Here is an 18,323-nt window from a genome sequence, read left to right as displayed (position 1 = left end):
CCTGTTCCTGGTGAGACAACATAGTATCATAGAATATGCTGTCCACAAATTGTTTGTCTCACAAGCCAATATCCTTCCCGATATTGGTGATCATGACTGTATCACGTGTAATGATGTCCTTCTTTGCCAACCATGCCCCAGGCCTGATGGTACACCCGGTTCATCAAATCCTCCACCAGGAGCCGCTGTTCCTCCAGGCCCTGGCTGTCCAGCCCCTCCGGGACCAGATAGGGTTCACCGTAGACCACATGGACCCGGGCCAGAGGCAGGGGCAGAGAGAGCCGGTCCCAGCTGGAAAAGGCCAGGTGACGGCTGGCCGACCAGGATATCGGGACGATGGGAGCGCGGGTTCGGCTCGAAAGAAGAATAGCGCCGGGCTGCAGGATGCGGGGCGGACCCTGGGAACCGTCACCGATCAGTCCGCAATTGTATCCATCCCGCATGGCCCTGAGCATACCCTTGAGGGCCCGCGCCCCATCATGGTTGCGGGAACCTCGTAACGGCAGATGGCCCATCTGCTCCGTAATCCGGGCCACATATTCACCATCGCGACTGGCACTGACCATGACAGCGGATGGATAATGCCGCAGATGATACAACATGTACAATACCGAGTAGTGCCAGCAGCAGGCAACCACCGGCCCCTTGTCAAGCCACGGGATAACACCCTCAAACCCGTAGACCCGTTCCCGGCAGCTGCCGTACCAGATGCGGCTCAACCCCAGATAAAACCGGGGCAGAACACCAAGTGAGAGATGATAGAGGGTATCAGCCAACTTCCAGCTCCAGCTGTTTAAGCCTCCTGACCTGGTCCCGGTAAATGGCGGCCTCCTCGAACTCCAGTTCCGCAGCAGCCTCATGCATTTTTTTCTCCAGCTCGCGAATACGGGAACGAAGATCGCCAAGGTCGCGATAGTCCAGCTCCGGTTCCGCAGCCTCCAGGAGACCGTGGGCGCTGTCCAAACCATGTCCCTCCCAGCCCGAAGCCTTGAGATGCTCGGTCATGGAATCCTTGACCTGTGAGATAATGGTCTGTGGCTCAATCCCGTGTTCGCGGTTGTAGGCGTCCTGTATGGCACGGCGGCGGTTGGTCTCGTCGATGGTGTACTGCATGGACCTGGTCACCCGGTCGGCATAGAGGATGACCATGCCGTTTGCGTTGCGGGCTGCCCGGCCGCAGGTCTGGACCAGAGAGCGCTCGGAGCGGAGAAACCCCTCCTTGTCGGCGTCAAGGATGGCCACCAGCGATACCTCGGGAATATCGAGCCCCTCGCGCAGCAGGTTTATGCCGATCAGGACGTTGAATGCGCCGCGGCGCATCTCGCGGATCAACTCCACCCTTTCCAGGGTATCGATATCTGAATGGAGATACCGGACGCGGACCCCGACATTTTCATAGTATTCGGTCAGATCTTCAGCCATCCGCTTGGTCAGGGTGGTTACCAGCACGGCCTCGCCACATTCCTCCCGCTGACGAATCTCTTCCAGCAGATCATCCACCTGGGTTGTGGCCGGCCGGACCTCGATCCGTGGATCAAGCAGACCTGTGGGCCGAATCAGCTGCTCCACCACCCGGCCATCGGCTCGCTGCATCTCGTAGTCGCCCGGGGTGGCCGAGACATAGATCACCTGGTTGACACGCTCCTCGAATTCATCGAACCGCAACGGCCGGTTATCCAGAGCCGAAGGCAGGCGAAAGCCGTACTCCACCAGGGTCTTCTTCCGGGACCGGTCTCCGTTGTACATGCCGCCTATCTGCGGCACGGCAATATGCGACTCGTCAATGAACATGATGTAGTCGTCGGGAAAGTAGTCAAGCAGGTTGGGGGGTGGCGCTCCAGGTTCCTTGCCGGTAAGATGGCGGCTGTAGTTTTCGATCCCGTTACAGTAGCCCAGTTCCTGGATCATTTCCAGATCAAACATGGTCCGTTGCTCGAGCCGCTGGGCCTCCACCAGCCGACCCGCGGCCTGCAGCTCGTCCAGGCGCAGTCGCAGTTCCTCGCGGATGGCGTGCATGGCAAGGCGCAGCCGCTCCCGGCCGGTGACAAAATGGCTGCCCGGGAACACTGTCAGTTCATCCATTTCCCGGAGCACCACTCCGCGCAGAGGATCGATGAGCGAAATGGTCTCCACGGTGTCACCGAAGAATTCCACCCGGATGGCCACGTCATCCTCGTGGACCGGGAAAATCTCGATCACGTCACCCCGGACCCGGAAGGTACCGCGGTGAAACGAAGTCTCGTTGCGTTCATAAAGCATGAAGACCAGCCGCCGCTGGACATCTTCCATGGGATAATCCGTGTCCCGGCGAAGAAACAGGTGCATATCCCGATACTCTTCGGGCGAACCAAGGCCGTAGATGCACGATACCGAGGCCACGATCAGCACATCGCGCCGGGTCAGCAACGAACGGGTGGCCGAATGACGCATCTTGTCGATGGCATCGTTGATCGATGAATCCTTTTCAATGTAGGTGTCAGACTGGGGAATGTAGGCTTCTGGCTGGTAATAGTCGTAATAACTGACAAAATATTCCACCGCATTGTGGGGAAAAAGCTCGCGGAACTCGGAAAAGAGCTGGGCTGCCAGGGTTTTGTTGGGGGCAATGACCAGGGTGGGCCGCTGGACCCGGGCCACTACCTGGGCCATGGTGAAGGTCTTGCCCGAGCCGGTCACCCCCAGGAGCACCTGGTCCCGGACTCCATCTTCGATCCCCCGGCTGAGCAGCTCAATGGCCCGCGGCTGGTCCCCGGCAGGGGTAAAACTGGATACAAGCTCAAAAGGTGTGTCCATACGTCCAGATGAATATCAAAAAAAGAAGTGGAGACAGATACGGTCGTTGCCCGATCCAGGGACAACCCTGCCACAATACTCCGCTTGTCGCTCAACCGCAACGGTGACAGCCATCACCGCTTGTCAAAAGAGGCATAACCAGGTAGCTTTGCAGAGCGATTGCCGGCGCCGGAGAGGAAAAAATCAGATTATGGCTCCGGCCCCATCCTGGTGCCCTGGAGACGGTCCGACAAGATGATGATCCAAAAGAAAGAGAAAAAAATATCCCCGGATCCAGGACCGGTACACCCTGCCCTTCACAAGCTGCTCCATGACCATGCCACCCGCTGCGTCCACTGCGGGTTGTGCGTGAGAGAATGCTCTTTTCTCCAGAAACACGGCTCCCCGGGATCCATTGCCGAAACTTTTGACCAGCGGATATTTGGTATCGCCTTTGGCTGCAGTCTCTGCGGATTGTGCACCGCTGTCTGCCCACCGAAAATCGGTCTTGATCCGGCCGCTTTTTTCCTGGCCATCCGCCGGGAAGCGGTTGCCCGCGGAGTGGTTGATTTTTCCCGCCACCGGGGAATCCTCTTTTACGAGCGGGCCGGGAATGCGCCAATATTAACTTTCCATGGTCTGCCCCGGGGCTGTGACACGGTGTTCTTCCCCGGCTGCGCCCTGCCCGGAACCCGACCCACCCGGGTAAGGCAGCTTTTCGATCATCTCCGGCAGACCATCCCGCGCCTGGGAACAGTACTGGCCTGTTGCAACAAACCATCCCACGACCTGGGCAGGCAGCAATCTTTCCAGGTCAAGTTTGGGAAACTGACAAGGTCACTCCTGGAGAAGGGCGTCAAAAGAATCCTGGTGGCCTGTCCCAACTGCCACCGGATCTTTTCCGAGTATGGTCAGGGGCTCCAGGTCATAACAGTGTACGAACATCTCGACATGACCGTACTTCCCCGGACCCCGGACATGGCTTCCGATGTCACCGTCCATGACCCCTGCGGCACCAGGACCCGCACAGATATCCATCAAGTCATCCGCCGACTGGCCGAAAAAAAATCACTCCAGATTCATGAGATGCCCCATCATGGCACAAAAACCATCTGTTGTGGCGAAGGGGGGTCGGCTGGCTGTGTCTGTCCGGAATTTGCCCGCAAATGGGGGGAACTCCGGAGCCGGGAAGCCGAGGGCATGGTCATGTTGACCTATTGTGCCGGCTGCACTGAATTTCTTACCCCGCTCACACCTGCTGTCCACATCCTTGACCTGCTCTTTGAGCCTGAGCTGACCCTGGCCGGCCGGACCAAGAGTGCCAGGACGCCCTGGACCTATCTCAATCGCTGGAGGCTAAAGCGTTTTTTTCAAAAGATCCTCATGGAAGCATGAATCTGTGGTTTGCACCATGGCTTGCCAGTTTTAAAACAAAAGACGATTTTCAATCATCCTCCTGAATTCAAACTGTTTCACCACAAACATACATATATTATGTCTGTCCATGCAACAAGTTGATAACACGAAGAGATCATGAATATCTCCGGCCTTGACAGCATACCTGCCCACCTGTTATTAAAAATTTTATGGGTTGGAACTGTGTTTTCAAAAGCCAGGTCCCGGCTGACATTCACCCCCAATCCGTCAGGCTGAAGTATCCACCGGACAGGTGAATGATCGCCACCGGGGAATCCTCAAAATACAGGAGAAACAGATGAAACGGTTCATACTTCCGGGTATCACTCTCCTGATGTTCACGCTCTTTTTTTCCACGACCATGGCGGCAGTGGAAAAAAAAGAGGAGAAAGTACTGACCATTGTCGCGCCCTGGCGGCTGAAGGGGATGGATCTCCAGAGGTCCGGATTTATCTTTACCAGGATGGGTTGCGTCGAGACCCTGACCACGACCGACGACCGGGGCCGGATTGTCGGCCATCTCATAGAGTCCTGGAGCGTCAGCCCGGACCGGTTGACCTGGACCTTCACCCTCAGATCAAACGTCACCTTCCATGACCAGACCCCCCTGACCGCCAGGGCTGTAAGCAAGAGCCTCAACCTTGCCCTGAAAAACAAAAGCATCCTTACCAGGGCAAGAATCAAGGAAATCATCCCGGTCTCGCCTCAAATCCTGCGCATCACCACCAGCCAGCCCTTTGCCCCCCTGCCCTCCTACCTGGCCCATTACTCAGCAGGTATTGTTTCTGAAAACTCCTTTGATGACCAGGGCCACCTGAGGCATGTTATCGGAACCGGGCCGTACATTCTCACCGGTCACGAGGGTGACAGCCGGTTCGATTTCCAGGCCAATCCCACCTACTGGGGAGAAAAACCACAGGTACAGCATGCTCGCTACCTGGCTGTACCCGAGGCCGGCCGCCGGGCTCTCATGATCCGAGACGGTGAAGCAGACATGGCCTTTACCCTCTCGCCCACTGTCCTGAGCCAACTGCGGGCCGCCGGAACCGTCCGGGTGGTGACCATGACTATTCCCCGCACCAGACTGCTGATCCTCAACTGTTCACAACCCTTTTTCTCCACAATTCGCAGCCGTCAGGCCCTGAGCCTTGCCATTGACCGTCGCGGCATTGCCTCCAGCATGCTGCGCCATCCCAACTCCATGGCCACCCAGCTTCTGCCCTATAGCGCCGCCATGTGGCACACCCCGGAGCTGAAACCACTGGAGTACAACCTGCTGCAAGCCCGAAAAATGCTTGAGGAGGAGGGCTGGCAGCCCGGTAAGGATGGTATCTTGCAAAAAAACGGCCAGCGGTTTGAATTCGAACTGCGGACCTACAGTACCCGACCCATGCTGCCGGTCATCGCCGCTTCGCTCAAGGAACAGTTACGCAGGATCGGTATCAAGGTGCACGTCGTCGTGGGCACGGGTTCGGATTACCTTGCCCATCGGGCCGACGACACGTTGCAGGCCGCCCTGGTTGCCAGAAATTTCGCCCTGATTCCAGATGCCATCGGAACCATCTACAATGATTTTGGCCCCGACCCCGGCAACTGGGGCGCCTTCCACTGGCAGTCGGAAAAGATCAACGGAATGCTGGACAGGTATCTTCAAACCTTTGACGAGAACCAGGCCAAAGCATTGCGGCTGGAGATCCTGACTGTCCTCCAGCGTGAGCTGCCCGTTATCCCGGTCTCCTGGTATGAACACATCATCGGCCTGAGCGACCGGATCGAAGGAGTGAACATCGATCCCCATGAGCTCAAATCCTACCTGAACGGTGTGCGCTGGGCCAGATGATTCCCCGGCAAGCCAACGGCTGCTACTATCCGGCCACGGACCGTTGTTCACCGCTGCATCCCGACAAGACAACTTCGAGATGGACTCCAGGGTGACAGGCCTTGGCTTCAGGCAGGGCTTTGCCGCCGCGACCTGTCCGTTGGTAAAAAAAAGATATGGGCTTTCTGCGAGTTCAGCAGAGAAGAGTCTCTCAAAAAAAAACCGGAAACCAATGAACCGCAAACTGAAAATTCTCTTTCTCTGTACCGGCAACTCCTGCCGCAGCCAGATGGCCGAAGGCTGGGCCCGGGTGCTGCATTCCGACATCATCGATGTCTGGTCTGCCGGTATCGAGCGTCATGGGCTCAACCCCAAAGCGGTCCGGGTCATGAACGAGGCCGGGGTAGACATCTCGACCCAGAGCTCGACCCTCATCGAAGAGCTGCCGGAACAGGACTTCGATTACGTGATCACGGTCTGCGACCATGCCCACGAGTCTTGCCCTTTCTTTCCCGGCCATACCCGTATCATCCATCAGGGATTCGACGATCCGCCCAGGCTTGCAGCCACGGCAAAAAGCGAAGAAGAAGCCCTTGCCTGCTACCGAAGGGTACGCGACGAAATCAAAGCCTTTGTGGAAGCCATGCCGGCCAACCTCGCCTGAGACGATCAGGCTGCCACAGGGCGGGAAAAGAGATAAACAGTAAACAATAAACACTAAAATTCGATCTCAAAACTGTAGACCCCCTCCTCCAGACGACTCTTGACCTTGTAGCCCGAGTGGTTGAAAATGGCCTGCATCCGGTAGTTGTCCCGCAGAACTTCGGCCGTGAACCCGGCGATACCGTTTCGCTTGGCAATGGTGATCAGATGCCGGAAGAGAAAGGTGCCGATCCCCTTACCCTGCCACTGATCCTGAATCACGAAGGCAACCTCGGCCTTGTTGGTCCGTTCATTGAGATAATAGCGTCCCACCGCGATGATCGCCTCACCGTGGGCCTCGGGCACGGTGCCGACAACGGCCACATCCTTGCGATGGTCGATATAGACGAAATCGTGCAACTGCCGGTGGGTGAACCGTTTCTGCCGGCTCATAAAACGGTAGTAGACGGTCTCCTGGGACAGGTTGTACATCAGTTCGCGCATGTGCGGTTCGTCGGTGGGACGAATGGAACGGAAGGAGACCAGGGTCCCGTCGTCGAGCAACATGGTTGTGCGCATATAATCTTCGCCGGGAATGAAGAACCGGTCACCGAGCTCCTCCATTTCCGGGTGGATCAACCTGGTCTCGATCGCTTCCCGGAAAAGCTGTTCGCGAAAATCCGGATGAGCGATGGAAATCAGTGAAATGACCCGCTCCTGGATCGATTTGCCATGGAGAAAGGCTACCCCATACTCGGTGACCACATACTGGACCGTACCCCGGGTTATGACCACCCCTGAGCCTGGCTGAAGCCGGGCAACGATACGTGAACGGCTGCCGTCCTCGTTTACAGAAGGCAGGGTCAGGATCGACTTGCCCCCTTCCGAGCGGACCGCGCCTCGATTGAAATCGACCTGGCCGCCGATACCCGAATAGAACCGGCCGCCAACAGAGTCTGAGCAGACCTGGCCGGTGAGATCTATCTCCAGGGCCATGTTGACCGCCACCATCCGTTTCTGCCCGGCTATCACTTCGGAGTTGTTGACATATTCTGTAGGACGGAAACAGACGTTCGGGTTATCGTTGACAAAATCATAGAGCCTTCTGGTACCCATGCAAAACGAGGTGGTAATCTTGCCCTGATCGATGGTCTTGCGTCGTCCGGTGATCACCCCGCACTCCACCAGGTCGATGATCGAGTCAGTGATCATCTCGGTGTGAATCCCCAGGTCTTTCTTGTCGTAGAGATGATCAAGCACTGCGTGGGTCAGCCGGCCGAGACCCGGCACCCGACCCAGTCCGAGCTCCAGGGTAGCGCCGTCGGGAATGAGGGCGGCCGCGTACCTGGCTATTTTACCGCTGATTTCGTGGGTTGAATGATGTTCCTGCTCAATAAGCGGTGACTCTACCGGGACCAGAATATCGAGATCATAGACATCCACCTGCGAGCTGCCGTGGGTCCAGGGCATATTGGGGTTGACCTGGGCAATGACCAGGGATGCATTCTCCACCGCGGAACGAACGATATCCACCGAGATTCCCAGGCTCATCTTGCCCCGTACATCAGGAGGAGTCACCTGGATAAGAGCCACGTCCAGCGGCAACCGACCGCTGTGGAAAAGGTCAGGAATATCCGAGAGCAGAATGGGGGTATAGGCCCCAACCCCTTCCTGGATCATACCGCGGACATTGGAACCTATGTAGAAGGAATTGATGGTAAAACACTCTGCCAGGTGCTTCTCGGCATAGGGCGCGTCACCCTTGGTGATAAGCTGGACGATCTCCACATCAGACAGCTCTCCGGCCCGGTCGGTCATGGCCCGGACCAGCTCCACCGGTTCACCGCAGCCGGTACCAATAAAAACCCTCTGCCCGGGACGCAGGTGGGAGAGCGCCTTGGCCGGGGTGGCGATCATATCTGCAAAGCGCTCTTTCCAGTCACTGTTGTATTCCATGGGTTCCTCCTACCTCGGTGACGGAATATTTTTCGCTGGCGTCAGGGTCATCCTGGCATCGGCCGCCGTTGGTACGGTCCCGATTTCGCCGACGATCAGGGGGTTGATATCGAGCTCGACAATCTGGGGAAAATCCGTTGTCAACTGGCTGATCCGCTGCAGGGATCCGGCAATGGCCTCGATATCGACCTCCTTGCGGCCCCGTTTTCCCTTGAGCATCTCATAGGAGCGAGTGGACTTGAGCATCTGTACCGCCTCCTCACGGGTAATGGGTGCCAGGTGGAAGGTAACATCCTTCATCACTTCGACAAAGATACCGCCCAGGCCGAACATCAGCATGGGACCGAACTGGGGATCCCTGGTCATGCCGATGATCACCTCCAGACCAGGATCTGCCATTTTCTCCACATACACTCCCTCGATCACCGCGTCGGGCACCTGTTTTTTTATACGCAGCATCATCAGATCATACGCGTCCTCCACTTCCTGGGCTGTTGCCAGACCAAGGCGTACTCCACCGAGATCGGTCTTGTGGATGATATCGGGCGAGACGATCTTCATGGCCACCGGAAAGCCAATGAACCGGGCAATCTCGATGGCCTCGTCCACGCTGCCGGCCAGACTGCCCTTCATGATGTGAAAGCCGTACGCCTTGAGAATATCTTTACTCTTCACCTCGCTGAGCTGGAGCCTGCCGGTACGTTGCCGACGGGTGATGATCCGTTCCACCCGCCGCCGGTTAACCGGATAACGGGTCACCTGACGCGGCGGCCGGCGGCGCCAGACATTGTAATCGTACATGGCTTTGAGCGCTGACACCGCCCGTTCCGGTGATTCATAATCCGGGAGACCGGCTGCGGCCAGTTCCTGGCGTCCAGGCAGAACGTCCTTGCCGCCCATGAACGACGCCAGCACCGGCTTTGAGCCGTCCAGGGAGGCGGCAATGGCCCTGGCGGTATCCACCGGTTTGGTCATCGCCTGCGGAGTCAAAAGGACCAGAATAGCATCCACGGACTCATCTTCCTGGGCTGCTTCCAGAGCGGCCACGTACCGCTCCGGATCGGCATCACCCAGCACGTCAACCGGGTTGCCCACCGAGGCGCTGGCCGGCAGCCGGGCCCGCAGGGCCGTGGTGGTGTTTCTGTCCAGAACCGCCACCTCAAGTCCTGTTTTTTCCACCGCATCGGCGGCCATGGTCCCCGGACCACCGGCATTGGTGATGATGAGCACCCTCTTTCCCCGGGGCAGGGGCTGCATGTCCATGGCGGTCGCGTAGTCGAAAAGCGCTTCAAAGGTATCGGCCCGGCAGACTCCCGAGCGCTTGAAGGCGGCCCCAAAAGCTGTATCCGTCCCGGCCAGGACACCGGTATGGCTGGCTGCGGCCTTACGTCCGGCAGCAGTGGTTCCGGACTTGAGCAGGATCACCGGTTTTTTCAGACAGGCCCGTTCCGCGGCCTTGACAAAATGGTCGCCGGAACTGATATCTTCCAGATAGCCGACAATAACCGACGTGTCGTCGTCATCGGCCAGAGCCCTGAGCAAATCCACCTCGGTGATGTCAGCCTTGTTGCCAATGGAGACCAGTTTGGACAACCCAAGGTGCCGCTGGGCAGCCATATCGAGCATGGCGGTACACAGGGCGCCGGACTGGGAGAAAACCGCGATGGAGCCCGGCTCGGGCATACGGCCGGCAAAAGACGCGTTGAGATGAGTGGCTGTATTGATCAGTCCCAGGCAGTTGGGGCCAAGCATCCGGGCCCCGCCTCGACGGACGATGTCAGCCAGTTCCTCTTCCAGCTTGCGCCCTTCGTCACCAACCTCCCTGAATCCGGCGCTGATAACCACCACCGCCCCGGCCCGTTTGGCCACTGCCTCACGGGCCGCCTGCAGGACAAACTGACTGGGAAGGACGATCACTGCCAGATCAACCGTCTGGTCATAGTCGGCCAGACGCTGGTAGACCTTTTGGCCAAGAATTTCCCCACCGGCCGGATTGACCGGGACAATGGGACCCTCAAAGCCCGATTCCACCAGATTCTTCAGGATATCATGGCCTACCTTGCCCGGTGTCCTGGAGGCTCCGATGACCGCCACGGAACCGGGAGCAAAAAATTTTTCAAGTGTCATGAACCCATCCTCTTCTCACCCGGCAGTTGCACCGTAAAACCAGCCTGTTCTATGAGCCGGTGCACTGCGGGTATATTACAGGTACTGATCCGGAAATAAAGCATGTCCGGCTCGTTATCCCGATGATCGGAGCGGATCACCCGGGTCACATGGATATCGTGTTCTTCGAGGGCCAGGATCAAGCGTCCCAGTGCTCCCGGCTCCCCGCTATCTGTAGCCGCTACCAGGCACGAGCCCCTTTCTTTCAGGCCAAAAAGCGAACTGTAGGCCGAAACCAGATCGTTGAGAGACAGGATACCGACCAGCAGTCCCTTCCGATCCAGGACCGGCAAGGCCCCCACTTTGTGATTCTGGAACAGGAGCAGAGCGTCGTCCAGGGTCGAAACAGTGGAAAGGGTAACGAACTCCCTGGACATTATGGCCTGAACCGGTGTTCTCCTGACCCGGTCCAGGACCAGTTGCCGCTCGTCCTCGTCGAGCACCGACGACGGATAGGCCAGGCGCAGATCCCGGTCCGTGACCATGCCCTGCAGCCGGCCCTTGTCATCCACCACCGGAAGGTGTCGAAATCCGTGCTCCAAAAGAATTTTTCTGGCTTCGGGGATGCAGACATCAGGCCTGACAGTCACCGGTTTAGGAGTCATATGGCAAGTTACAAACATCTTTTATCTTCTCCCCTGTTATCCAGAACGGAGAAACCAGTGATTTCCGATCCGGTTACCGCTGAAAGCTGACCTGCCAGGTAGACCTCCACACTGGCGGCCAGGGAGTCCGGATGATAACCACCCTCAAGAATGGATATCATCCGCCCACGACATAAATGCGCCGCCCAACCACCCAGCCGGAAACCGATAAGCCGATACATGTCCGTGGACCAGGCCAGGCCCGACATGTCATCAAGCTGGTGGGCGTCAAAACCGGCGGCCACCACCAGGCACTCCGGCTGAAACCGCTCCAGGGCGTCTGTCACCGGCCCATCAAGGGCTTCGATGACCAGACCATCGCCGGTACCAGGTGCCAGGGGGATATTGAGCACCGTCCCCCGGGCCGAACCAAGCCCCTGTTCTTCCCGATAACCGGTTCCAGGATAGCTGAAACTGGGATGTTCATGGATTGATATATAAAGAATGTCCGCGTCGTCGGCAAAAGCCGTCTGGATACCGTTGCCGTGGTGGGCGTCAAAATCGAGCACGCAGATCCGGTGACGGCCATACTTCTTTTGCCAGTAACGGACCGCCAGCACACAGTTGTTCAGGAAACAGAAACCAAGAGGCATCCCGGGTTCGGCATGATGTCCCGGCGGCCTGGTACAGGCAAAGACCGGTCCGGAAAATCCCGCCTCCACCAGGTCAACCGCCACCATGCCACTGCCAGCGGAAAGCTGGGCCACCTGGAAGGTCTCATAACCCACCTGATTGTCAGGGTGGTCGATATAGGTGCGTCCGGCAAGGACGGCCTCTTCGAAACGGAAAAGCCAGGCTTCGGAATGAAAGGAGAGCAAGTCTTCCCGCAGCGGCATACGGGATGGGTGAAAAGCAAGACAGGGGCCCAGGGGTCCGTTCCGGATCTGCCGCTCGATGGCCAGCAGCCGTTCAGGGGCTTCCGGATGGTCACCGCCCCCGGTATCATGTTCAAGGAAGCGGGGATCCCTGATAAGAGCTATCTGTGGAACCGTGGTCATGACCTGTCCTGGATTAAAAAACGACACTCATGTGTGTAGCTGGTTTACCACCACTAGTCAACGACAATCCGCAATGAAGATGAAATTTTATTTTTTATTTAAATTCAGTATGTTATTATAAGAGGTACAGTTATCACCTTAAACCCGGGAAACAGGACGCATGAAAGATACTGACAGGAAAATAACCTTTTACAAATCAAGCATCTGACCGCGCTGCATACTGGTCAGCCGGGAGCTGAAAAAACTGGAAAAGGAGATACCGGGCCTTATGGTCAACCGGGTCGATATTGTGACCGAGCCCGGCCGGGCCTGGAAAGACGGAGTGAGAATGATACCAACCCTGAAGGCGGACGGCCAAAGCCTCAGCGGTATATACCTCAGCCCTGAAAAAATCCGGGCCTTTGTTACCAAAACAGAAACAGAGCAGCCCGGGTAACATGTCCGGCAGCGGAAACACAGACAACCATGCTGTGTCAGACTCAACCGCGCCCTCGACCGGTCCGGTGCCGGCTCAGTGGTTCTGCCGCAGGCGCGCCAGCACCTCCTTTCTGGTATTCTCAGGCTGGTTGAGCAAAATGACAAAGGGACGGCCATCCTCCAGGTATCCTGCGAAATTATACACCCCATGCAGGGTACCTGATTTGACGGACACCCCCTGGCGGGAATCCATCAGGCGCCTGTATGGTGTGAAAGCATGCAGCACCTGAAGCATTGCCCTGACGGTAACCCGGTTGTTCCGGGACAGGCCGGAGCCTTCTTCCTGGAGGATCGCTGCCGCGGTGTCTGCTCCCAGCTCTTCCTGCAGGGCCTCGGTCACTGCCCGGCGAGCCTTTTCCCAGGTGGCCGGAAAACCAAAACGCTTGGCCCCGCAGCCAAGATACACGGCATTTGCCATGACATTACTGGAAAATTTGAGCATCGAGGCAATCACGGCCTCAAGATCTCTGGAATTTTTGTGTGCATAGACAAGCCGGGCGTCCGGGGGTACTCGTTTTCTTGCCCAGGTCCCGGCTCCTGAAATAGAGGATCGCTGCTGCAGGCCTCGGAACAGCTCGGCCGTCAACCGGGCCATCTGCTCCCGTGGCTCGCAACCGTTTTGACAGATATTAAGCCGGTAGTGTGTCGAAGACAGACGTCGTGTCGAAGACAGACGTCGTGTCGAAGACAGGCTGGGATGCCCGGGACCGGGCGCCAGGGAGTGCATGATCGGCAGGGTCGGCGTCTGCGCCTCACCGGAACGAACCTTTCCGTCCCCGCCTACCACGATATCAACGGTATTGAAGTTGACAAATACCGCCCCGACCGGAGCATCATAAGGGTTAGCAGTCCTGCCGTGACCCGATGCCTGCCCGGACAGGGCAAAAGCTGAATCATCAATAAAAATATCATTTATCTCCCGCACATGGCGTTCACCAAGGCGGGTCAGAATCAGGGCAACTTCCTCGGAAGTAAGCAGCGGGTCTCCGTAGCCCCTGATATAGAGATTGTTGTGCCTGTCCTGAAAAAATTCCGTACGGAAACGGTATTCTCTGCCAAGAATGTGCAGGGCTGCAAGGGCAGTGGGAATCTTGACGACTGAGGCGGGAACAAACGGGGTGTCGGGACGGCAGGAACGAACAATCCGTCCGCTGCGGTCTGCCACGCCGTATCCACCGTTATGGATCAGGTCTGAAAAAGAACGGCAGGCCGCAAACACAGCCTGCCGTGATACACCGAGAACGACAAGGGCCAGCAGAAAAACCAGGATTTTAGACCGGGCCGACTGCTGCAAGCGCAAGATCCCCTGCTCAGTCGTTTTCGCCTGGCTTCGACACATTCGGCAGCTTGGCCAGGGAATCCTCGATCTGCTCCTTTGGATAGGAGTAATTATGGAGTTCACCCGCAAAATAACTGTCATAGGCTGCCATATCGATAAGCCCATGCCCTGAAAAATTGAACAGAATGGTTTTGGGCTCGTCAGGGTCCTGCATGGCTTCGATTATGGCGCCACGAATGGCGTGGGTTGTCTCGGGTGCAGGAATGATACCTTCGGTCTTGGCAAACAGGACCCCGGCCTCGAAGCATTCAAGCTGATGAACGCTTTTAGGTTCGATGATGTTGTCCCGGACAAGGGCCGAGACAATGGGTGCCATGCCGTGGTATCGCAGCCCACCGGCATGGATTCCCGGGGGCATGAAATCATGGCCCAGTGTATACATGTAGAGAAGCGGGGTCATCATGGCCACATCACCGGAATCATAGGCAAGCCTGCCAGCGGTCATGGTCGGACACGATGCCGGCTCATAACCGACGAAACGAATTTTCTTCCCTTCCAGGTAATCCGGGACAAAGGGAGCCAGCAGCCCCGCAAAGTTCGATCCACCACCACAGCAGCCAACGATCACGTCCGGGTACTCGCCCGCAATCTCCATCTGTTTCTTTGCTTCCAGGCCGATAACAGACTGGTGCAGAACCACATGATTCAACACAGACCCGAGCGCGTAATTGGTGTCGTCATGGGTGGCTGCATCCTCCAGCGCCTCCGAAATGGCGATACCAAGAGAACCGGGGGTATCCGGATCCTTTTCAAGAATGGCCCGCCCGGTACTGGTGTCCTGGCTGGGGCTGGCCACGATATCGGCGCCAAAGGTCTGCATGATGGATTTTCTGTACGGTTTCTGATCAAAAGAAACCCGCACCATGTATACCTTGCACTCCAGGCCGAACTTGGAAGTAGCCAGTGACAGGGCTGAACCCCACTGGCCGGCACCGGTCTCGGTGGCAAGCCTCTTCACCCCTTCACGCTTGTTATAATAGGCCTGGGCCACGGCCGAGTTGGGTTTGTGGCTGCCCACCGGCGAGACCCCCTCGTTCTTGAAAAAAATCTTCGCCCTGGTGCCCAGGGCCTCTTCCAGCTTCCGGGCCCGGACCAGGGGGGAGGGACGCCAGATCTTGTAGACCTCCAGTACTTCCTCGGGGATATCGATCCACGGCTCGCTGCTCATCTCCTGTTCGAGCAGAGCCATGGGGAAGACGGCAGAGAGTTTTTCCGGGCCCATGGGCTCCTTGGTCTCGGGATCCAGGGGCGGCTGGAGGCCACCGGGAATATCAGGCACCACGTTATACCAGCGGGTGGGCATCTCGTCTTCACGCAGAATGATTTTTTTCATGATCGCTCCTTGTCTGGTTCACTCTCTCTTGCTCTGCCCCCGGTTCCGGAGGCGTGTTTTTCCGTACCACCATAAACGGTTCCCCGAAACCGTCAAGTCCTCTCCGTCATGGCCGTGGCCCCGACCTTGCGAATATCGGCCAGCAGCGCCTCCCTGGCGGAAAAACCAAGGACCTTCTCCAGGATTTCCCGCGGCCCGGCTCCGGCCCGGCCATGGGGATTGAGCATTTCGAGCATGAGCATGTCGTCCTGCACCTCCAGACCGAGGACCAGGGGCCGCAGATCGAAAGTTTTTTTTCTGCCCTTACGCAGCCGCTCAACAGGAAAGGAGTCCCGGGCCAGAAAACCTTCCAGCCGCTTCATTGTTTCGGGCGGGAAGGACGAGGCCGGACGGATTTCATACGTGACCCGCAGGTCGCTCTGTTTTTTCTTTCTCGCCACCGGCTCCAGCCGGTGCACACGGATGAAATGGGGCAACTCCCGGTTGAGCCGTTCCCGAACCAAGTCCAGATCGGCAAGGGGTTCGCCAAGATCCATGTCGAAATATTCCACCAGGCTCTCCACCCCAACCGGCAGGGCCGGACTGAAGGAAACCCGGGGAGACGGGTTGTACCCTTGAGAGAAAAGAACCGGCAGCCGGGCCCGTTTCAAAACCCGAAAAACCAGCTGAAGGATCTCCAGATGGCCCAGGTAGCGGCTGTCACCGCATCGCTCGTAATGGGCCCGGTAGGTGAAAATCCGCTCGCTGCCACTGCGCTTCCGGTTGTGACGGCTGCCCCGGCCAACCACTTGAACGGCGTCCTCTTTTTTCAGGGGCCCATCCGACGATTTCACTTCGTTTTTGCGGCCATGGACCACCGGGTAAATGGTCTTAAAGTCGCACAGACCGCATTTCTGACAGCCGTGGTTACGGCAGTCCGGAGTATATTCCCGGGTCAGTGCCCGATGCCACTCCTGTTCGAGAAAGGAACGCGCAACACCGGAATCGAGGTGATCCCAGGGTAGGATTTCGTCCAGCTCCCGCCTGCGCAGGTACCATTCCAGTTCGAGCCCGATCTCGGCCGCCGCAGCCCGCCATTCATCCAGGCTGTAATGCTCGGACCAGCCGTCCAATCGGGTTCCCCGGCGCCAGGCAGCTTCGATGAGCCTTGAGAGCCTGCGGTCACCACGGGAGAAAACACCCTCCATCACCGACTGGTGCGGATCATGCCACTTGAGTTTGAATCCCTTGCGGGGCAGGAGCTGCTTGAGCAGATCGATCTTTTCTCTTGACTCGTCCAGGCTGATCTGCTGGTGCCACTGAAACGGGGTGTGCGGCTTGGGCACAAAGGTGGCCACCGAGACATTTATCTGGATCCGACGGCTCCCCCTGCCCGCTTCCTGCCGGGCCCGTTTGGCCAGATCGACAATGGCCTCCACGTCCTCGCTGGTTTCTGCGGGCAACCCTATCATGAAGTAGAATTTGATCAGATTCCAGCCCAGGCTGAAGGCATCGCGGCAGGTGGCCAGGAGATCCTTTTCAGTGATCCCCTTGTTGATTACCTCCCGCAGCCGGTCGGTGCCGGCCTCGGGAGCGACAGTGAAGCCGGTTTTGCGAACCCGGCGTATCTGATCCATGATCCCGGGCGTCAGGGTACCTACCCGCATGGAGGGCATGGAGACCGAGACATGGCTGCTGGCAAACCGGTCCATAAGCCGGGTCAAAAGCTGGGGCAGACAAGAGTAATCGCCGGAGGACAGGGACAAAAGTGCCAGCTCGTCAAAACCCGAGACCTCGATGCCCTGCTCGGCAATGGCCAGGACCTCGTCCATGGTCCGCTCCCGCACGGGTCTGTAAATGATGCCGGCCTGACAGAAGCGGCACCCCCGTGTACACCCACGGGCGATCTCAACCCCGAGCCGGTCGTGGACAGGCTTGACCAGGGGGACGAGGGGCCGACCCTGCTCACCGGGTCCGGTGAGCCGCGGCAGCACCCGTCGTCGTACCCGCTCATAACCGGAACGCAGCGGTTCAATGCCACACAGGGTTTGCCGCTGGTACCTGGGCTTGAAAAAAGACGGGACATAGACTCCGGGAATCCCGGCCAGGGTTTCGAGCTGTTCCTGTCGTGAGGCGGATTGTTCCCGCGACTGACGCAGGACGGTCCCTATTTCCAGGATGATTTCTTCACCGTCGCCAAGAACAATGGCATCGAAAAACTCGGCCACCGGTTCCGGGTTCAAGGAACAGGAGCCGCCACCAAGCACCAGAGGATACCGTTCGTCACGATCGACGCTGCGCAGGGGAAGGCCGGCCAGATCGAGGATTGTCAGGATGTTGGTGTAGCACAGTTCATAGGGCAACGTGATGCCAAGAACATCGAATTCGTTCAATGGACGGCGGCATTCAACGGAAAAAAGTTCGACTCCGTTACTCCGGAGTTGCTCTTCCATGTCCACGTCCGGGGCATAACACCGGTCAGCCAGAAATCCATGATGATGATTGATGACGTGGTAAAGGATCTGCAGTCCCTGATGGGACATGCCGATTTCATAGAGGTCGGGAAAAACCAGGCAGAAACGAAAATCAGCCCCATCCCACTCGGGACGAACAGCGTTGTGTTCTCCGCCGATATAGCGCCCCGGCTTACGTACCAGGGAAAGGATATGATGAAGTTGTTGCATGAATCGTCCATAATCCGCCGGGCAGCCCCCTGCCGGGCGGTCGCTGTATAGTTGAGGAAAGTGTGATGACGGACACAGCCGACCGCCCTGGTCCTGCC

At 57.7% G+C, this 18,323-nt stretch carries 12 protein-coding genes; 3 read left to right on the top strand and 9 right to left on the bottom strand.

Annotation, left to right across the window (positions count from 1 at the left end):
• Positions 1-101 precede the first annotated feature (101 nt).
• Both ACXJJY_RS10205 and uvrB read right to left on the bottom strand, forming a co-directional pair.
• Positions 102-776: a lysophospholipid acyltransferase family protein gene (locus tag ACXJJY_RS10205; RefSeq protein WP_456387455.1), complete on the bottom strand. Its 675-nt coding sequence runs from the start codon at positions 774-776 to the stop codon at positions 102-104.
• Positions 769-2,793, bottom strand: a complete 2,025-nt coding sequence (gene uvrB / locus ACXJJY_RS10200) for an excinuclease ABC subunit UvrB (RefSeq protein WP_456387454.1) — start codon at positions 2,791-2,793, stop codon at positions 769-771. Before uvrB ends, ACXJJY_RS10205 begins: the two co-directional genes overlap by 8 nt.
• A 234-nt stretch (positions 2,794-3,027) precedes the next feature.
• Between uvrB and ACXJJY_RS10195 the strand changes: the two genes are divergently transcribed.
• The 3 genes from ACXJJY_RS10195 to ACXJJY_RS10185 all read left to right on the top strand — a co-directional run bounded on the left by ACXJJY_RS10195 (position 3,028) and on the right by ACXJJY_RS10185 (position 6,671).
• The gene (locus ACXJJY_RS10195; RefSeq protein ID WP_456387453.1) at positions 3,028-4,167 is read left to right on the top strand and encodes a (Fe-S)-binding protein; all 1,140 of its coding nucleotides are present in this window, start codon (positions 3,028-3,030) and stop codon (positions 4,165-4,167) included.
• Between the two features lie 319 nt (positions 4,168-4,486).
• A complete protein-coding gene (locus ACXJJY_RS10190; protein WP_456387452.1) occupies positions 4,487-6,028 on the top strand; it encodes an ABC transporter substrate-binding protein in 1,542 nt (513 codons plus the stop codon).
• Positions 6,029-6,239: 211 nt separating this feature from the next.
• On the top strand, positions 6,240-6,671 hold the full coding sequence (locus ACXJJY_RS10185; protein ID WP_456387451.1) for an arsenate reductase ArsC: 432 nt from the start codon (positions 6,240-6,242) through the stop codon (positions 6,669-6,671).
• 53 nt (positions 6,672-6,724) lie between these two features.
• Here the strand turns inward: ACXJJY_RS10185 and ACXJJY_RS10180 are convergent, their stop codons facing one another.
• From ACXJJY_RS10180 to ACXJJY_RS10150, 7 genes are all read right to left on the bottom strand, one after another.
• Entirely contained in the window at positions 6,725-8,605 is a 1,881-nt protein-coding gene (locus ACXJJY_RS10180; RefSeq protein ID WP_456387450.1) for a GNAT family N-acetyltransferase, read from the bottom strand.
• A 9-nt stretch (positions 8,606-8,614) separates the two neighbouring features.
• A complete protein-coding gene (gene acs / locus ACXJJY_RS10175) occupies positions 8,615-10,732 on the bottom strand; it encodes an acetate--CoA ligase alpha subunit (protein WP_456387449.1) in 2,118 nt (705 codons plus the stop codon).
• Positions 10,729-11,394, bottom strand: coding sequence for a CBS domain-containing protein (locus ACXJJY_RS10170; protein WP_456387448.1), 666 nt, complete (start codon positions 11,392-11,394; stop codon positions 10,729-10,731). The genes acs and ACXJJY_RS10170 overlap by 4 nt, the downstream gene beginning before the upstream one ends.
• Positions 11,385-12,413: a histone deacetylase family protein gene (locus ACXJJY_RS10165; RefSeq protein ID WP_456387447.1), complete on the bottom strand. Its 1,029-nt coding sequence runs from the start codon at positions 12,411-12,413 to the stop codon at positions 11,385-11,387. The genes ACXJJY_RS10170 and ACXJJY_RS10165 overlap by 10 nt, the downstream gene beginning before the upstream one ends.
• Before the next feature lie 511 nt (positions 12,414-12,924).
• Entirely contained in the window at positions 12,925-14,190 is a 1,266-nt protein-coding gene (locus ACXJJY_RS10160) for a D-alanyl-D-alanine carboxypeptidase/D-alanyl-D-alanine-endopeptidase (protein ID WP_456387446.1), read from the bottom strand.
• Between the two features lie 10 nt (positions 14,191-14,200).
• Entirely contained in the window at positions 14,201-15,562 is a 1,362-nt protein-coding gene (locus ACXJJY_RS10155) for a TrpB-like pyridoxal phosphate-dependent enzyme (RefSeq protein ID WP_456387445.1), read from the bottom strand.
• A 92-nt stretch (positions 15,563-15,654) separates the two neighbouring features.
• On the bottom strand, positions 15,655-18,225 hold the full coding sequence (locus ACXJJY_RS10150) for a TIGR03960 family B12-binding radical SAM protein (protein WP_456387444.1): 2,571 nt from the start codon (positions 18,223-18,225) through the stop codon (positions 15,655-15,657).
• Positions 18,226-18,323: the final 98 nt, after the last annotated feature.

The organism is Desulfolithobacter sp. (assembly GCF_054025815.1).
This window is presented reverse-complemented; position numbering and strand designations above follow the sequence as displayed.